Genomic DNA, 15,885 nt, shown 5'->3' on the forward strand with positions numbered 1-15,885 from the left:
CCGTGCGGCCGGTCAGAACATCCCGTACCCCGGGCCGGTCGCCCCGGCCAGCCAGATGACGGCCAGGAGCGTGTCGATGGCGCCCAGGACGAGGGCGACCACGGCCGTCGCCGGGCGGGAACCCGCCCAGCTGCGGCCCATGGCGAGCCATCCGCAGACGATCGCCACGGGGCCGAGGATGATCCCCAGCACGAAGAATCCGGCGACCGCGCAGATGACTCCGATGATTCCGAGCGTCGCGCGATCCGGCCCGCTCCGTAGCCCCGTCCGGCCACGTGAGCGGGGGTGCCTGCGCGTTCCGTGTCCGAAGCTCGCCATCATCAACTCCCTGAACCCCTAGGTTGGTTGGGGTGTTTCGGGGTTCTTCGTCATGGCGGGTACCCCCGCTTCGGCCGTGAATTCACGCCGCGCGCACGGCAGGAGGGGCGCTGCCTGCGCGCTGCCCCCCTCCGGCAGCGCGCCGCAGCCGCTGTCCTCCATGCCCTGCGGAGGACCTGACCCACTGTGACCTGCGGTGCCCTCCGGAGGGGAGGGGTCACCACAGGGGTTCACCCTGATGGGTGAAATCGGTCCCGAATGCACCGGATCCGCGCCGGATTCGCACCGGATCCACGCCGGATCCGCGCCGAACGCACGTCGGACGTACGTCAGATGTGGCCGACGCCCGCGCCGGCCTCCGCGTTCTCCCCGCGCTTGGCGAGGAAGGCGACCAGCACCGCGACGGCGGCCACTCCGGCGGCGACCAGGGACGCCAGGCTCATGCCGGAGACGAAGGTGTCGTGCGCGACGTCGGTGATCTTCTCGGCGATCGGCGCCGGGGTGCCCTCGGCCACCGGAGCGACCCCCTGCTGCACGCCCTGTTCGGCCTGCTCGAGCTGGGCCGGGGTGAGCTTCGGCAGACCCGCGTCCGCCCAGTTGTCCGCGAGGTCGTGGTCGACCTTCGAGGCCATCACGGCGCCCAGCACGGCCGTGCCGAGGCTGCCGCCGACCTGCATGGCGGACTGCTGCAGACCGCCGGCGACACCGGACAGCTCCAGCGGCGCGTTGCCCACGATGACCTCGGTGGCGCCGACCATGACGGGGGCGAGACCGAGGCCGAGCAGCGCGAACCAGAGCGACATCGCACCGCTGCCGGTCTCCTTGTCCAGGGTCGACATGCCGTACATGGCGAGCGCGGTGAAGGCCATGCCGCCGGCCAGCGGGACGCGCGGGCCGACCTTGGTGATCATCGCGCCGGCCAGCGGGGAGGCGACGATCATCATGCCGGTGAGCGGCAGCAGGTGCAGACCGGCGTCGACCGGGCTCAGGCCGTGCACGTTCTGGAGGTAGAAGGTGACGAAGAACAGGCCGCCCATGAAGGCGATGGCCATCAGGACCATCAGCACCACGCCCGCGGACAGCGGGACGGAGCGGAACAGCGCCAGGGGGATCAGCGGCTCCCCGACCTTCTTCTCCCAGACCGCGAAGGCCCCGAAGCCGGCGATCGAGGCGAAGACGAACGCCCAGGTGTAGCCGTCGCCCCAGCCCCACTCCGGGGCCTTGATCAGGGCCCAGACGAGGCAGAACATGGCGGCGGACAGCAGGGCGATGCCGAGGACGTCGAAGGAGCGCGGGGCGTTCTCCGCGCGGTGGTCCAGCAGGATCCACACGCCGAGGACGACGGCGAGGACGCCGACCGGCACGTTGATGAAGAACACCGACTGCCAGTTGACGTGCTCGACGAGGACACCGCCGAGGATCGGGCCGCCCGCGGTGGAGGCGCCGATGACCATGCCCCAGATGCCGATGGCCATGTTGAGCTTCTCGGCCGGGAAGGTGGCCCGCAGCAGGCCGAGCGCGGCCGGCATCAGCAGGGCGCCGAACAGGCCCTGGAAGACGCGGAAGACGATGACCGCCGTGATGCCGTCGGACAGTCCGATGGCGGCCGAGGAGGCGGCGAAGCCCGCCACCCCGATGAGGAAGGTCTGCCGGTGGCCGAAGCGGTCACCGAGCTTGCCCGCGGTGATCAGGGAGACCGCGAGGGCGAGGAAGTAGGCGTTGGTGATCCACTGGAGATCGGACCAGGTGGCCCCCAGGTCCCTGCCGATGGCCGGGTTCGCGATGGCCACGATGGTGCCGTCGAGGGCCACCATCATGACCCCTACGGCGACGGTGAAGAGGGTGAACCAGGGGTGCCCGCGCAGCCCCCTGCCCGGCGTCGCGCCCGACGGGCCCCCCGGCGCCGATCCCCCCGGCTCCGCCTTGTCGATGGTGGTCTGACCAGTCATGCGTTCGAGGCTAATGACAGTGACTGCCAGTTGACAAACCATTTCACCCGGCAGTAACTGACACGACATTCCCCCTTGGCCCGAACCGGGGGAGCAGTTCGAGGAGGACCGATGGAGACGGCCGGGACCCCCGTCAGGACGGTGCCGCGACCCGGTCTGCGGGAGCGCAAGAAGCAGCGCACCCGGGACGCGCTGGTCCGGGCCGCACTGGAGCTGTTCGCCACCCGCGGGTACGACGGGACGACCGTCGACGACATCGCCGCGGCCGTCGACGTCTCGCAGCGCACCTTCTTCCGCTACTTCGCCGGCAAGGAGGAGGTGGCGTTCTTCGTCCCGCGGCTCGCGGAGTCGCACGTCGTCGAGGCCGTGCGCGGGCGCCCCCCGGGCGAGGCGCCGCTGGAGGCGCTGCGCCGGGCCGTGCTGGACGGCTGGGACGGCATCAACGGGGCCGTCGAACGGCTCGTCCCCCTCGACCTGCACCTGCGGGTCTGCCGGGTGATCGAGTCGACACCGGTGCTGTTCGCCGCCCGTCTGCGGCGCGCGACGGAACTGGAGGAGGAACTGGCCCGCGTCATCGCCGAGCGCGAGGGGCTCGACGTGGACGCCGACCCCCGGCCGCGGATCCTGGTGGCCGCCTTCGGCGGGGCGGTGCGGGTGACGGAACGGCGGTGGTCGGCCGGGGGCGACCTCACCGCCGCGGCCCTGCGCGACCTGATGGCGGCTCACCTGGACCTGCTGGGACCGGCGCTCGCGGAGAACTGGCGTACGGGCCGATCCCCGGATCGACGCACTGAAACGTGATCCCGGTCACTTGATTCACGCGAGACCCTCTCGTTCTCCTAGTGTGTCCTTTCAGTGACTTCCTTCGACACCTCCCCGCACCTGAACGCCTGGCGCGCGCTGCTCGCCCTCGCCGTCGTCTTCGTGATGCTGGCGACCACCGGCTGGACGGCGCTGCGCAACCAGCGGGAAGCACCCCCGCTCCAGGCCTCGCTCAACGCCTGGGGGAAGGGCCGCATGGCCGGTCACCGGCTGCCGGACCCGCAGTCGGCGCCCGCGCGGCTGGCCCGGTTCTTCGCCTCCCTCACCGAGGGGCAGCGGGCGGCTCTCGCCCGTCGTTATCCGCTCGCGGTCGGCAACATGAACGGCGCACCGGTCGCCCTGCGCTACCGCGCCAACCGCATCGCGCTGGAGCAGGCCCGCGAGGTCGAACGGAAACGCGTGCACGACAGCCGCCTCACGCCCGCGGGGCAGGCGCAGGCGGTCCGCCGGACGGAACGCCTCGCGGCGCTGATGCGCCCGGACCGGCACATCCTCGCCTTCGACCCGTCGGGCTCGGGCCGGGTGGCCGAGGTCTTCGGCGACCTGCGCACGGCCGACCGGGTCTCGGTGGTCGTCCCCGGCGTCGACACGGACCTGCTCACCTTCCAGCGCACGCACCGCGGGTACGCGGCGCCCGTCGGCATGGCCAGGTCCCTGTACGCGGCCGAGCGCGAGGCCGCCCCCGCGACCCGCACCGCCGTGATCGCCTGGGCCGACTACACCGCCCCCAGCGGACTCGGCATGGACGCGGCCACGGCGATGCGCGCCGAGGACGGCGCGGCGCGGCTGAACGCGATGCTGCGCGGACTGCCCGGGAAGGCCCCGGTCTCGCTGTTCTGCCACAGCTACGGCTCCGTGGTGTGCGGGCTCGCCGCGCCCGCGCTGCCGCGACGGGTGACCGACATAGCGGTGGCCGGCAGCCCCGGGATGCGGGTCGAGAAGGCCTCCCAGCTGGACACCTCCGCGCAGGTGTGGGCGATGCGGGACGCCGACGACTGGATCCAGGGCGTGCCGTACCTGGAGGTCGGCGGCCTGGGGCACGGCGCCGACCCGGTGGCCTCGGGGTTCGGGGCGCGGGTGCTGTCGGCGCGGGAGGCGAAGGGGCACAGCGGGTACTTCGAACCGGGCACGGACAGTCTGCGGAACTTCGCCGAGATCGGGGTTGGCGCATACCGTGCGGTGTCCTGTGCGCACGAGGGCGACGTCTGCCGCGCGGGTTTGTCCGGCGCGGTGGCCACCGGACGCGCGTAGCGGCGGAGGAACCGCGGTGTGCGCGGGGAGAGGACGGGAAAGCTCGTGCCGCATACGATGAGCCGCATGGGTGACGTACTGGCCGGATTTCATGCTGCCTGGGAGTTCGAGTCCGACTCCGTGCTCATCCGCTACGAACGGGGGATGCGAACACCCAAGTTGTTCCAGGCGCTCGGGGAACGGCGCGTGCCCTTCGAGGCGATCGAGGGGGTGACCCTGACCCCCGGCAGGCGCGGCACCGTGGTGCTGCGCGCCGAGCCGCGGCCCGGCGCCGATCCGCTCATGGAGGCGGCCGCCGGGCAGTTGAAGGAGAGCTGCGACCCGTACCGGCTGGTGCTGCCCGCCGAACGCGAGACGCTCGCCGAGTACTACGCCGACGAACTGCGCGCCCGGCTCACCGAGTCCGGACCGGCCGAACGCCACCTGGTGGCGGCGCCCGGGACACCGCGCCAGTTCAAGGCGTACGACGGGAAGGCGTCCTTCGACGGGACGTCGGTGTCCTTCCGCTGGTTCTGGACGGGAGCGTCGTCGGCCAAGTGGAAGGCCGGCGACCAGCGTTTCCCCGTCGGTGAGCTGAGCGGCGTGGAGTGGCGGTCGCCCGAGGTGTTCGAAGGGCACCTGCGGCTGCTGCACCGGGACGCGGCGGCGCCTCCCGCGCAGCCCGACCAGGACCCGGCGGCCGTGGTGTTCGGGCTCGGCTACGGGCCGGTGCACGAGTCGCTGCCGTTCGCCGCCGCCGTGCTGGCGGCGGTGCGCACCAGCGAGCCGGTGCCCGCGGTGGTCGCGGCCCCGCGCCGCGATCCCGCCGACATCGCCGACCGCATCCGCCACCTGGGGGAACTGCACCAGGCGGGGCTGGTGACGGACGAGGAGTTCTCCGTGAAGAAGGCGGAGTTGCTGGCGGAGCTGTGACGCTCCGCCGGGAAGCACCGGTTCGCGCCTGCCGGGTGCGGTTCCCGTGCGGGCGCGAGGCGAAGCTCATCCCCATGCGGCCGAGGCCCTGCACGCCCACCTCGGGGCCGCCCCGTCCAGTGCCGCCGTCGTGATCCGGTCGTCCGCCCTCATGTCCTCTCCGTCGCCAGGGCGCGCCCGGCGTCCGCGTAGAAGCTGATCTTCCGGTCGAGTACGGCGAGGGTGCCCTGGAGCTCGGCGATCCGGGCCAGCACGTCCTCGCGGGTCTCCTTGAGCAGTTCGAAGCGCTCGGTGTACGTGTGGTCGCCGGCGCGGACCAGTTCCGCGTACCGCACCATGTCCGCGACCGGCATCCCGGTCAGGCGGAGCTTGCCGACGAGGGCGAGCCAGTCGAGGTCGCGGTTGCGGTAGCGGCGCTGACCGGTGTGGGACCGGTCGATGTGCGGCATCAGCCCGATGCGCTCGTACCAGCGCAGGGTGTGCGCCGTCAGCCCGGTGAGGGCGACGACCTCGCTGATCGTGTACCGGTCCTCGCCGTCCGGCCGCCGATTCCCCTGCGGCGGTCCGGCGCAGGTCTCGGTGGTCGTGGTGTCCGTGGTCTCCGTCACCGTCATGGCCTCCACGCTAGAACCCTGGAGTGCGCTCCGGGCAAGCACACGCGGAAGGAATCGGCGGACGGGGACCCGCCCGGCTGATTACCGTGCCGTGCATGACTCTCGTACGCCGTGCGGTGCCCGAGGACGCGGAGGAAGTGCTGCGTCTGCGCCAGGTGATGATCGATTCGATGGCCCGGTCCGACCCCTCCACCGCCTGGCACGCCGACTCCCTGCCCGTGCTGCGCGGCAGGCTGGCCGAGCCGGACGGCACCTTCGCGGCGTTCGTCGTGGACCATCCGGAGCGGCCGGGCGCGCTGGCGGCGCTGGTGGCCGGCACGGTCGACTACCGCATCGGCGGGGCGCGCAACCCGCAGGGCGTCGACGGCTACGTGTTCAGCGTCGCCACCGACCCGGACGCGCGCCGCCGCGGCTACGCGCGCGCCTGCGTGGAGGCGCTGCTGGAGTGGTTCCGCGAGCGCGGCGCCCGACGGGTCCGCCTCACCGCGTCCGCGCAGGCCGAGCCGCTGTACGTCTCGCTGGGCTTCGAGCGCAGGCCGGACCCCTTGCTGGAGCTGAGACTGTGAGCGCTTAGGCTCGACGGCATGTCGTCGAAGAGCCTCGCACTGATCGAGAACTGGCCGGTCCCCACCGCCGCGGCGGGTGCCGTACGGGCGGACGGCACCGTCCTAGGCACCCACGGACCGACCGGCCACCGCTTCCCGCTGGCCTCGGTCACCAAGCCGCTCGCCGCCTACGCGGTGCTGGTGGCGTACGAGGAGGGCGCGATCGAGCTGGACGAGCCGGCCGGCCCCGAGGGTTCCACCGTCCGGCACCTGCTCGCGCACACCTCCGGGCTGCTCTTCGACGAGCACCGGGTCACCTCGGCGCCCGGGGAGCGGCGGCTGTACTCCAACGCCGGGTTCGAGCAGCTGGGGGACCACGTCGCGCGGGCGACGGAGATCCCGTTCGCGGAGTACCTGCGGCAGGCGGTGCTGGAGCCGCTGGGGATGACGTCGACGTCGCTGGAGAACACCGGCTCCCCCGCCAAGGACGCCGTGTCCACGGTGGACGACCTGCTGCGTTTCGCGGCCGAGGTCCAGGCCCCGCGGCTGCTGGACCCCCGCACGGTCGCCGAGGCGATGACGGTCCAGTACCCGGGCACCAAGGGCGTCCTGCCGGGCTACGGCCACCAGAACCCCAACGACTGGGGCCTCGGCTTCGAGATCCGCGACGCCAAGTCCCCGCACTGGACGGGCGCCTCCTCCTCGCCCCGCACCTTCGGCCATTTCGGGCAGTCGGGCACGTTCCTGTGGATCGACCCGGACGCGGGCGCGGCCTGCGTGGCGCTCACCGACCGCGCCTTCGGCCCCTGGGCGATCGAGGCGTGGCCGCCGTTCACGGACGCGGTGCTGGCGGAGCTGCGCGGCTGAACCCCGTCCGGCGTCCCGGTCGAGGCGCCCGGCGGACGGGGCCGGGACGGTCCGAGGGGCCGGCGCACGCGTGGAAGCGGCGGCTCCGGCGGTGGGGACGAACCGTCCGGTCACCGCACGGCCGAAAATCGCCGGTCCGGGCCGCGGTACGCCGAGGGGTGGACGTGACCGAGCCCGGCGGGTGAAGTCGTTGAACGGGTAAGGAAAATCGGGGGCTTGATCGCCACCCCTCACTCCGCGTGACCGGGAACGGGCGGGTGCAGGGCCGGGGCGGACGCGAACCGGACTGGCGCGAATGCGTCTTGACGCTCACCCAAGGAGCGGAGAACGGCAGGTCGCCAGGGCGAAGAGGGTGAACGGCGCGCGCCACGGAGGGGCGCCGGCGCACTCCCACGGAGCCACTGTGACGGTGATCTCGTTTACCCAGCGTGTCTGTGCCGGTTGGTGGCATTCTGTCACTTCGCTTTTGTGACGCGGAGGTTACCGCGAGGCAAGACCCCTTGTGCAATCCGCGTAGACCGTTCAATCTTTCGGCTGGCGACAGGGAAATGCAGACACGGTCGTGGCGTCCGTGTTTGGCATGCACCTGTCACATGTCCGTCCGGAAGGGCCGGTGCGGACGTTCGGTTCGTGCGTCTCACGCGGACGCACCTTCCCCCCACCCACGCACCACCTATTGAGGAGGAACCCTCAGATGGCAGTGATGCGAAACTCCGGACGCAGAACGCTCGCCGGAGTCAGTGCGGTCGTCGCGACCGCCCTCGCCGGCGGTCTCTTCACCGCCCTCCCCGCGAACGCCGCCGAGCCCGCGACCGGGACGATCGCCTACGCGGACGCGCCGAACGCCGTCAAGGACAGCTACATCGTCACCCTGAAGGCGGACACCAAGGCCGGCTCCGCCAAGGGCAAGGGAGTCGCGAAGAAGCACGGCGCCAAGGTCGAGCACACCTTCCGCCAGGCCGTCAACGGCTACACCGTCGAGGCCACCGAGGCGGAGGCCGCCAAGCTGGCCGCCGACCCCTCGGTCGCGCTGGTCGAGCAGAACCGCACCTTCACCACCCAGGCGACCCAGACCAACCCGCCGTCATGGGGCCTGGACCGCATCGACCAGACCGCGCTGCCCCTGAACAGCTCGTACACGTACGACGACACGGCCGGTCAGGGCGTCACCGCCTACATCATCGACACCGGTGTGCGCATCTCCCACAGCGACTTCGGCGGCCGCGCCCGCAACGGCTACGACGCCGTCGACGGCGACTACGTCGCCCAGGACGGCAACGGCCACGGCACCCACGTCGCCGGCACGGTGGCGGGCACCTCCCACGGCGTCGCCAAGAAGGCCTCCGTCGTGGGCGTCCGCGTCCTCGACAACAACGGCTCCGGCACCACCGCCGGCGTGATCGACGGCGTCGACTGGGTCGCCGACAACGCGGTCCTCCCGGCCGTCGCCAACATGTCGCTCGGTGGCGGCGCCAGCACCACCCTGGACAACGCGGTGCGCAACGCCATCTCCGCCGGCGTGACCTTCGCGGTCGCCGCGGGCAACGAGTACACCACCGCGACCGGCTCGCCTGCCCGGGTCTCCGAGGCGATCACCGTCGGCGCCACCACCAGCACGGACGCCCGCGCCAGTTACTCGAACTACGGCTCGAACCTGGACATCTTCGCCCCGGGCTCCTCCATCACCTCCGCCTGGCACACCGGCGACAGCGCCACCAACACCATCTCCGGCACCTCGATGGCCACCCCGCACGTCGCGGGCGCCGCGGCCCTGTACCTCGCGGACAACCCGTCGGCCACTCCCGCGCAGGTCGCCTCCGCGCTGATCGCGGGCTCCGTCTCCGGCGCGGTCACCAGCCCGGGCACGGGCTCCCCGAACCGTCTGCTGTACGTCGGCACCGGCGGCGGCAGCACCCCGCCGGCGGGCAAGACCTTCACCAACACCGCGGACTACCCGATCCGGGACAGGGCGACCGTCGAGTCCCCCCTCACCGTCACCGGCGTCTCCGGCAACGCGCCGTCGGCCCTGCAGGTGCCGGTCGACATCGTCCACACCTACATAGGTGACCTGACGGTCCAGCTCGTCGCCCCCGACGGCTCGGTCTACACCCTCAAGTCGTCCGGCACCGGCGGCTCCGCGGACAACATCAACACCACCTACACCGTGAACGCCTCCTCGGAGACGGCCAACGGCACGTGGAAGCTGCGGGTCACGGACAGCTACTCCGGCGACACCGGCTACATCAACAGCTGGGGCCTGACGTTCTGACCGTCTGACCCGGCGACGACCGGCGGCCGGTGAGGCCGGAGGTCGCCCCTTCCCCTCCCTGGTCCCGCCCCCGTCACGGTCCGCCGTGCCGGGGGCGGGACTTCCGTGCGGACGCCCCGGGGCAGCCCCGGCACCGCCGTACGCCTCAGGCACCGGCCAGGCACTCGAACCACACCGTCTTGCCCCGCCCGTCGGGACGGACGGCGACACCCCACCGGTCGGTGACCGCGTCCACGATCACCAGTCCGCGCCCGCCCTCGCCGAGCCCGTCGCCGGCGGCCCGCGTGGGCAACCGCGGACAGCCGTCGGCGACCTCCACCCGCACCCCGCCGGGCCGCAGCAGGAAGCAGATGCGGCAGCGACGGCCGGGCACGTGCCGCACGACGTTGGCGACCAGCTCCGTGAGTGCCAGCTCGGCGGCATCGGTCAGGCCGGCCAGCCCCGCCCCGGTGAGGTACAGCCGCAGGATGCGGCGCAGGTGCCGGGCCGAGTGCTCCCCCACGGCGAACTCGGCGCGGTACTCCCTCGCGATGTCCGCGGTACGCGGATCAGTTGCGTGATTCACGCCACAAGACTGCAACGCAGCGCTTACGCTCGACTACGCAAAGAAACGAACGACGCGAGGCGTTGCAGCCCGCCGTCCGCCCGTGAGGTGCCGCCGTGGTCAACGTCCACTCCCTCGACCCCACCGCCTCCCCGCTCGACTACTACGGCTGGGAACTGCGCCGCCAGCGCGAGGCGCACGGCCTCAAGCAGGGACAGCTCGGCGAGATCATCTTCTGCACGGGCTCGCTGATCGGCCAGATCGAGACCACGAAGAAGGTCCCCACCCGCGACTTCTCCGAACGCGTCGACGCGGCCCTCGGCACGGACGGCCTCTTCTCCCGCCTCATCGGCCTGGTCCTGCGCAGCCAACTGCCCACCTGGTTCCAGCCGTACGCGGAGATGGAGGCGAAGGCGGCGTACATCTCCACGTATCAGGCGCAGGTGGTGTACGGGCTGCTGCAGACGGAGGAGTACGCGCGGGCGGTGCTCGCCACCGGGCTGCCGGACGACCTCGAGGGTCTGGTGGCGGCACGGGTGGAGCGCCAGCGCATCCTGGAGCGCGAACAGCCGCCGCTGGCCTGGGTGGTACTGGACGAGGCCGTACTCCACCGGCCGATCGGCGGCGCTGAGGTCATGCGGCGTCAACTGGCCCACTTGTTGGAGTTCACGGGCCACCGCTGGGTGCACGTACAGGTCCTGCCGAACAGGACGGGTGAACACGCCAGCCTCGCCGGTTCGTTCAATCTCCTCCGCTTCGAGGACGACCCGGACGTGGTTTACACGGAGGACCTCATCTCCGGCCACATGACGGCCAATCCGGAGACCATCAAAGAAGCCGCACTCCGTTACGCTCGCTTGCAGGCTGCCGCACTCTCCGTGGAGGATTCGGCGGAGCTGATCACCCGCGTGATGGAGGAACGCTATGGACACCGCTCCCGATCCGAGGAACAGCCAGTGGCGTAAGTCCAGTTACAGCGGGAACACCGGCGGCGACTGTGTCGAGGTCGCCGACACCCGCCCCACCGGCACCGTCCCCGTCCGCGACAGCAAGAAGCCGTCCGGCCCGGTCGTCACCGTCGGCGCCGGTGCCTGGCAGGCGTTCGTCGACGGCCTGCGCTGAAGCGCGGCGCGGGACGGCTCAGCCCTGTGGCTCCTGCGGTTTGAGGTCGATCTCGCGCAGGTTCTGGTCCTTGAGCTCGGTGCGGGCCTCCGTGCGGTGACCACGGGCGATGTAGTCCCGCACCACCGCCTCGATCGCGTCCTGGGGTGAGCCGATCCCGGCCAGGACCATCACCTCCACCACGAGTTCGGCGTCGAGACTGATGCTGACTTTGGCCATGGTGCCCCCCTCATCGCGTCGCATCGGCACTCTAGCCGCTCGGGGGCCGGCGGCACCCGCTCAGGAACCGACGGCAAGCGGCGAGGGGAGGAGGCGGGAGCGGCTGCGACTCCCCGCCTCCTCAGGTTCGCCTCGTCCCCCGCATCTCCCACAGCAGCAGCTCCGCCGTCGGGCTCACGGCGGTCGCCGCCAGGTCCTTCGCGTCGGTGATGCGGGCCGCGTCCCCCGGACCCAGGGTCTCGCCGTCCAGGGCCACTTCGCCGCGCACCACGTGGGCGTACACGTACGCGGCGTCCGGGACGGCCGTCCGCCCGCCCGCCGTCAGGCGGCGGACGTGGAGCGTCGCGCCGGCCTCCGGGAGGGCGTAGGGGGCGGAGTCGGCCAGGCCGCGGACGACTTCGTAGGAGGGGTCTCCGTCCGGCTCCGTCGGGGTCAGCCACATCTGGAGGAAGACCAAGGGGACGTCGCCGTCGTTGCGTTCCACGTGCCGCACCCCGGACGCGGCGCTCAGGCGCTGGACGTCGCCGGGGCGGACCACCGTCTCCCGTCCCGTGGAGTCCCGGTGGGTCAGCTCGCCCTCCACCACCCAGGTCACGATCTCGGTGTGGCGGTGCGGATGCTCGTCGAAGCCGGCGCCGGGAGCCAGGTGCTCCTCGTTGCAGGCGATCACCGCGCCGAAGCGGAGGTTGTCGGGGTCGTAGTGGGGGCCGAAGGAGAAGGCGTGCCAGGTCTCGATCCCGGCCGCCGGCTCACCGCCCCGATAGCGCTCGTGCGCACGCCGTACGTCGATCACGGAGTCCACGGTAGACCCGGGGGGACGTGCTTCCGTCCGGATGAGGCAGGCTTGTCCCGTGCCCGAACCCGAAACCAGCACCACCGAATCCGCAGCACGTCCCGCCCACCCGCACGCCGCGACGCTGAAGCGGCTGGAGAAGTCGTCCGGCAGCCTGGCCGCGCAGGCCATCACGCGGATGGACGAGACGCTGCCCTGGTACCGGGCCATGCCCCCGGAGAACCGTTCCTGGATCGGGCTGGTCGCCCAGGCGGGCATCGCCGCCTTCACCGAGTGGTTCCGGCGCCCCGACGCCCCGCAGGCCATCTCCACCGACGTCTTCGGCACCGCGCCGCGCGAGCTGACCCGGGCCATCACGCTGCGGCAGACCGTGGAGATGGTGCGCACCACCATCGAGGTCATGGAGACGGCCATCGACGAGGTGGCGGCACCGGGCGACGAGTCCGTGCTGCGCGAGGCCCTCCTCGTCTACGCCCGGGAGATCGCCTTCGCCACCGCCCAGGTGTACGCGCAGGCGGCCGAGGCACGGGGTGCCTGGGACGCGCGCCTGGAGTCGCTGGTGGTGAACGCCGTGCTCAGCGGCGAGGCCGACGAGGGGGCCGTGTCCCGGGCCGCCGCCCTCGGGTGGAACTCGCCCGAGCACGTGTGCGTGGTGCTGGGCACCGCGCCCGACGGCGATTCGGAACTGACCGTGGAGGCGATCCGGCGGGCCGCCCGGCACGCCAAGCTCCAGGTGCTGACCGGGGTGCTCGGGGACCGGCTGGTGGTGATCGCGGGCGGCAGCGACAACCCGCTGAGCGTCGCGAAGTCGCTGATCGGGCCGTATGCGCCGGGTCCGGTGGTGGCCGGTCCGGTGGTGCCGGACCTGCTGGCCGCGACCCGGTCGGCGCAGGCCGCCGCGGCGGGGCTCAAGGCGTGTTCCGCCTGGCAGGACGCCCCGCGCCCGGTGCTGGCGGACGACCTGCTCCCGGAGCGGGCGATGGCCGGGGACCCCTCGGCCCGCGAGCAACTGGTGGAGGAGATCTACAGACCGCTGGAGGAGGCCGGGGCCGCGCTGCTGGAGACGCTCAGCGTCTATCTCGAGCAGGCGAGCAGTCTCGAGGGCGCGGCGCGGATGCTGTTCGTTCACCCCAACACCGTCCGTTACCGGCTCCGACGTGTGACAGACGTCACCGGATGGTCGCCCTCCGATGTACGCTCGGCCTTCACGCTGCGGATCGCCCTGATCCTGGGGCGTCTCGCCGATGGCGATCTTCAGCCCTAGTGTTTTGTCGGGGCTCCACAAAAGCCCCTCGTGTTCTTCGTCCCTGTCCTCACGGGCGGTCGCGACCGTCCCCAAGAGAGAGTGTGAGAGTGCTCGTACTCGTCGCTCCCGGCCAGGGCGCCCAGACGCCCGGCTTCCTGACTGAATGGCTCGACCTGCCCGGTGCCGCGGACCGCGTCGCCGCCTGGTCCGACGCCATCGGACTCGACCTGGTCCACTACGGCACCCGGGCCGACGCGGACGCGATCCGCGACACGGCCGTCGCCCAGCCGCTGCTGGTCGCGGCCGGACTGCTGTCCGCCTCGGCACTCGGTGCCATGGAGGACATCGCGCCCGGCGCGGTCGCCGGTCACAGCGTCGGTGAGATCACCGCCGCCGCCTTCGCGGGTGTCCTCGACGACACCGCCGCGCTGAGCCTGGTCCGTACCCGGGGCCTGGCCATGGCCGACGCCGCCGCGGTCACCGAGACCGGTATGGCGGCGCTGCTCGGCGGCGACCCCGAGGTGACCGTGAAGCACCTGGAGAAGCTGGGCCTGACCCCGGCGAACATCAACGGCGCGGGCCAGATCGTGGCGGCCGGCACCACGGAGCAGCTCGCCGCGCTCGAGGCGGACAAGCCCGAGGGCGTGCGCAAGGTCGTCGCGCTCAAGGTCGCCGGCGCCTTCCACACCCCCCACATGGCTCCCGCGGTCGACACGCTGGCGCGGGCCGCCGCGGACCTGACGCCGGGCGACCCGAAGGTCTCCTACGTGTCGAACAAGGACGGCGCGGCCGTGGCGACCGGTGCCGAGGTGCTCGAGCGCCTGGTCGGCCAGGTCGCGAACCCGGTCCGCTGGGACCTGTGCATGGAGACCTTCAAGGAGCTCGGCGTGACCGCCCTGCTGGAGGTCTGCCCCGGCGGCACCCTGACCGGACTCGCCAGGCGTGCGCTGCCCGGTGTGAAGACGCTGGCGCTGAAGACCCCCGCCGACCTCGACGCGGCCCGCGCGCTCATCGCCGAGCACGCCGCCTGACCGCCCTAAGGAGCCGACCCGCATGGCGAAGATCAAGCCCAGCAAGGGCGCCCCGTACGCGCGCATCCTCGGTGTGGGCGGCTACCGGCCCACCCGGGTCGTGCCGAACGAGGTGATCCTGGAGACGATCGACTCGTCCGACGAGTGGATCCGCTCGCGCTCCGGCATCGAGACGCGGCACTGGGCGTCGCCCGAGGAGACCGTCGCGGCGATGTCCGTCGAGGCCTCCGGCAAGGCGATCGCGGACGCCGGGATCGACGCCGCGCAGATCGGCGCCGTGGTCGTGTCGACCGTGTCGCACTTCGCCCAGACCCCGGCCATCGCCACCGAGATCGCCGACAGGCTGGGCACGGACAGGGCCGCCGCCTTCGACATCTCGGCCGGCTGCGCGGGCTTCGGCTACGGCCTCACGCTCGCCAAGGGCATGGTCGTCGAGGGGTCGGCGGAGTACGTCCTGGTCATCGGCGTGGAGCGGCTGAGCGACCTGACCGACCTGGAGGACCGGGCGACCGCCTTCCTGTTCGGCGACGGCGCCGGCGCGGTGGTCGTCGGTCCGTCCCAGGAGCCCGCGATCGGCCCGACCGTGTGGGGCTCGGAGGGCGACAAGTCCGAGACCATCAAGCAGACCGTGCCGTGGACGGACTACCGCGACGGGACGGTCGAGAAGTTCCCCGCGATCACCCAGGAAGGCCAGGCGGTGTTCCGCTGGGCCGTGTTCGAGATGGCGAAGGTCGCCCAGCAGGCGCTGGACGCGGCCGGGATCACCGCGGACGACCTGGACGTCTTCATCCCGCACCAGGCCAACGTGCGGATCATCGACTCGATGGTGAAGACCCTCAAACTGCCGGAGCACGTCACGGTCGCCCGTGACATCCGCACCACCGGCAACACCTCGGCCGCCTCGATCCCGCTCGCGATGGAGCGGCTCCTGGCGACCGGCGAGGCGAAGAGCGGCGACACCGCGCTCGTCATCGGCTTCGGGGCGGGTCTCGTCTACGCCGCATCGGTCGTTACCCTCCCCTAGGCACTCCGTGCCGGATCATGGGATCCGGCACGGGAACCGCACCACCTGCCGCTGACGCGGCGGGCGCCACACCCTCTGGAATCACAACGAAGGAGCGCCACCATGGCCGCCACTCAGGAAGAGATCGTCGCCGGTCTCGCGGAGATCGTGAACGAGATCGCCGGCATCCCGGTTGAGGACGTCCAGCTGGACAAGTCCTTCACCGACGACCTGGACGTCGACTCGCTGTCCATGGTCGAGGTCGTCGTCGCCGCCGAAGAGCGCTTCGACGTCAAGATCCCGGACGACGACGTCAAGAACCTCAAGACCGTCGGCGACGCGACCGAGTACATCCTCAAGCACCAGGCCTGAGCCCCGCT

Annotated in this window: 18 protein-coding genes; 12 read left to right on the top strand and 6 right to left on the bottom strand. The window is 71.9% G+C overall.

Annotation, left to right across the window (positions count from 1 at the left end):
• Positions 1 to 12 precede the first annotated feature (12 nt).
• Both CP969_RS12960 and CP969_RS12965 read right to left on the bottom strand, forming a co-directional pair.
• Positions 13 to 321 (bottom strand): hypothetical protein, encoded by a 309-nt coding sequence (locus tag CP969_RS12960; protein ID WP_004988693.1) that lies wholly within the window; start codon positions 319 to 321, stop codon positions 13 to 15.
• A 326-nt stretch (positions 322 to 647) separates the two neighbouring features.
• Positions 648 to 2,267, bottom strand: a complete 1,620-nt coding sequence (locus CP969_RS12965) for an MFS transporter (protein ID WP_004988691.1) — start codon at positions 2,265 to 2,267, stop codon at positions 648 to 650.
• Between the two features lie 111 nt (positions 2,268 to 2,378).
• Here CP969_RS12965 and CP969_RS12970 point away from each other — a divergent pair, with 111 nt between their 5' ends.
• From CP969_RS12970 to CP969_RS12980, 3 genes are all read left to right on the top strand, one after another.
• Positions 2,379 to 3,068, top strand: coding sequence for a TetR family transcriptional regulator (locus tag CP969_RS12970; RefSeq protein ID WP_016826460.1), 690 nt, complete (start codon positions 2,379 to 2,381; stop codon positions 3,066 to 3,068).
• 54 nt (positions 3,069 to 3,122) lie between these two features.
• Positions 3,123 to 4,340: an alpha/beta hydrolase gene (locus CP969_RS12975; RefSeq protein ID WP_016826459.1), complete on the top strand. Its 1,218-nt coding sequence runs from the start codon at positions 3,123 to 3,125 to the stop codon at positions 4,338 to 4,340.
• Positions 4,341 to 4,406: 66 nt separating this feature from the next.
• On the top strand, positions 4,407 to 5,252 hold the full coding sequence (locus CP969_RS12980) for a DUF4429 domain-containing protein (RefSeq protein ID WP_016826458.1): 846 nt from the start codon (positions 4,407 to 4,409) through the stop codon (positions 5,250 to 5,252).
• 149 nt (positions 5,253 to 5,401) lie between these two features.
• Here CP969_RS12980 and CP969_RS12985 read toward each other — a convergent pair whose 3' ends face one another.
• On the bottom strand, positions 5,402 to 5,866 hold the full coding sequence (locus tag CP969_RS12985; protein ID WP_016826457.1) for a MerR family transcriptional regulator: 465 nt from the start codon (positions 5,864 to 5,866) through the stop codon (positions 5,402 to 5,404).
• A gap of 95 nt (positions 5,867 to 5,961) precedes the next feature.
• On the opposite strand from CP969_RS12985, the gene CP969_RS12990 reads away from it, so the two are divergent.
• The 3 genes from CP969_RS12990 (at position 5,962) to CP969_RS13000 (ending at position 9,547) form a co-directional block, all read left to right on the top strand.
• On the top strand, positions 5,962 to 6,432 hold the full coding sequence (locus CP969_RS12990; RefSeq protein ID WP_026085223.1) for a GNAT family N-acetyltransferase: 471 nt from the start codon (positions 5,962 to 5,964) through the stop codon (positions 6,430 to 6,432).
• 18 nt (positions 6,433 to 6,450) lie between these two features.
• Positions 6,451 to 7,278: a serine hydrolase domain-containing protein gene (locus tag CP969_RS12995; protein ID WP_016826455.1), complete on the top strand. Its 828-nt coding sequence runs from the start codon at positions 6,451 to 6,453 to the stop codon at positions 7,276 to 7,278.
• A 694-nt stretch (positions 7,279 to 7,972) separates the two neighbouring features.
• Positions 7,973 to 9,547 (top strand): S8 family peptidase, encoded by a 1,575-nt coding sequence (locus CP969_RS13000; RefSeq protein WP_016826454.1) that lies wholly within the window; start codon positions 7,973 to 7,975, stop codon positions 9,545 to 9,547.
• A 145-nt stretch (positions 9,548 to 9,692) separates the two neighbouring features.
• Here CP969_RS13000 and CP969_RS13005 read toward each other — a convergent pair whose 3' ends face one another.
• On the bottom strand, positions 9,693 to 10,112 hold the full coding sequence (locus tag CP969_RS13005; RefSeq protein WP_004988677.1) for an ATP-binding protein: 420 nt from the start codon (positions 10,110 to 10,112) through the stop codon (positions 9,693 to 9,695).
• Between the two features lie 95 nt (positions 10,113 to 10,207).
• On the opposite strand from CP969_RS13005, the gene CP969_RS13010 reads away from it, so the two are divergent.
• Together CP969_RS13010 and CP969_RS13015 are read left to right on the top strand one after the other, a co-directional pair.
• On the top strand, positions 10,208 to 11,056 hold the full coding sequence (locus CP969_RS13010; RefSeq protein WP_016826452.1) for a helix-turn-helix domain-containing protein: 849 nt from the start codon (positions 10,208 to 10,210) through the stop codon (positions 11,054 to 11,056).
• The gene (locus CP969_RS13015) at positions 11,016 to 11,213 is read left to right on the top strand and encodes a DUF397 domain-containing protein (RefSeq protein WP_004988675.1); all 198 of its coding nucleotides are present in this window, start codon (positions 11,016 to 11,018) and stop codon (positions 11,211 to 11,213) included. Before CP969_RS13010 ends, CP969_RS13015 begins: the two co-directional genes overlap by 41 nt.
• Positions 11,214 to 11,231: 18 nt before the next feature.
• Here CP969_RS13015 and CP969_RS13020 read toward each other — a convergent pair whose 3' ends face one another.
• Together CP969_RS13020 and CP969_RS13025 are read right to left on the bottom strand one after the other, a co-directional pair.
• Positions 11,232 to 11,432, bottom strand: a complete 201-nt coding sequence (locus CP969_RS13020) for a hypothetical protein (protein WP_004988672.1) — start codon at positions 11,430 to 11,432, stop codon at positions 11,232 to 11,234.
• Positions 11,433 to 11,553: 121 nt separating this feature from the next.
• A complete protein-coding gene (locus CP969_RS13025) occupies positions 11,554 to 12,234 on the bottom strand; it encodes a pirin family protein (protein ID WP_016826451.1) in 681 nt (226 codons plus the stop codon).
• A gap of 49 nt (positions 12,235 to 12,283) precedes the next feature.
• Between CP969_RS13025 and fasR the strand changes: the two genes are divergently transcribed.
• From fasR to CP969_RS13045, 4 genes are all read left to right on the top strand, one after another.
• Positions 12,284 to 13,489: a fatty acid biosynthesis transcriptional regulator FasR gene (gene fasR / locus CP969_RS13030; protein ID WP_016826450.1), complete on the top strand. Its 1,206-nt coding sequence runs from the start codon at positions 12,284 to 12,286 to the stop codon at positions 13,487 to 13,489.
• A gap of 89 nt (positions 13,490 to 13,578) precedes the next feature.
• The gene (locus CP969_RS13035) at positions 13,579 to 14,502 is read left to right on the top strand and encodes an ACP S-malonyltransferase (RefSeq protein WP_004988662.1); all 924 of its coding nucleotides are present in this window, start codon (positions 13,579 to 13,581) and stop codon (positions 14,500 to 14,502) included.
• Positions 14,503 to 14,524: 22 nt separating this feature from the next.
• Positions 14,525 to 15,526, top strand: a complete 1,002-nt coding sequence (locus tag CP969_RS13040; RefSeq protein WP_004988659.1) for a ketoacyl-ACP synthase III — start codon at positions 14,525 to 14,527, stop codon at positions 15,524 to 15,526.
• A 102-nt stretch (positions 15,527 to 15,628) separates the two neighbouring features.
• Complete coding sequence (locus tag CP969_RS13045) at positions 15,629 to 15,877, top strand: acyl carrier protein (RefSeq protein ID WP_004988657.1); 249 nt, start codon at positions 15,629 to 15,631, stop codon at positions 15,875 to 15,877.
• Positions 15,878 to 15,885 lie beyond the last annotated feature (8 nt).

Origin of the sequence: Streptomyces viridosporus T7A, assembly GCF_008704515.1 — a bacterium.
Classification (GTDB): domain Bacteria; phylum Actinomycetota; class Actinomycetes; order Streptomycetales; family Streptomycetaceae; genus Streptomyces; species Streptomyces viridosporus.

What these genes read in the sequence shown, in the direction of transcription:
- CP969_RS12960 (WP_004988693.1), bottom strand. Translation starts at nt 321, where the DNA reads ATGATGGCGAGCTTCGGACACGGAACGCGCAGGCACCCCCGCTCACGT.
- CP969_RS12965 (WP_004988691.1), bottom strand. Translation starts at nt 2,267, where the DNA reads ATGACTGGTCAGACCACCATCGACAAGGCGGAGCCGGGGGGATCGGCG.
- CP969_RS12970 (WP_016826460.1), top strand. Translation starts at nt 2,379, where the DNA reads ATGGAGACGGCCGGGACCCCCGTCAGGACGGTGCCGCGACCCGGTCTG.
- CP969_RS12980 (WP_016826458.1), top strand. Translation starts at nt 4,407, where the DNA reads ATGGGTGACGTACTGGCCGGATTTCATGCTGCCTGGGAGTTCGAGTCC.
- CP969_RS12985 (WP_016826457.1), bottom strand. Translation starts at nt 5,866, where the DNA reads ATGACGGTGACGGAGACCACGGACACCACGACCACCGAGACCTGCGCC.
- CP969_RS12990 (WP_026085223.1), top strand. Translation starts at nt 5,962, where the DNA reads ATGACTCTCGTACGCCGTGCGGTGCCCGAGGACGCGGAGGAAGTGCTG.
- CP969_RS12995 (WP_016826455.1), top strand. Translation starts at nt 6,451, where the DNA reads ATGTCGTCGAAGAGCCTCGCACTGATCGAGAACTGGCCGGTCCCCACC.
- CP969_RS13000 (WP_016826454.1), top strand. Translation starts at nt 7,973, where the DNA reads ATGGCAGTGATGCGAAACTCCGGACGCAGAACGCTCGCCGGAGTCAGT.
- CP969_RS13015 (WP_004988675.1), top strand. Translation starts at nt 11,016, where the DNA reads ATGGACACCGCTCCCGATCCGAGGAACAGCCAGTGGCGTAAGTCCAGT.
- CP969_RS13020 (WP_004988672.1), bottom strand. Translation starts at nt 11,432, where the DNA reads ATGGCCAAAGTCAGCATCAGTCTCGACGCCGAACTCGTGGTGGAGGTG.
- CP969_RS13040 (WP_004988659.1), top strand. Translation starts at nt 14,525, where the DNA reads ATGGCGAAGATCAAGCCCAGCAAGGGCGCCCCGTACGCGCGCATCCTC.
- CP969_RS13045 (WP_004988657.1), top strand. Translation starts at nt 15,629, where the DNA reads ATGGCCGCCACTCAGGAAGAGATCGTCGCCGGTCTCGCGGAGATCGTG.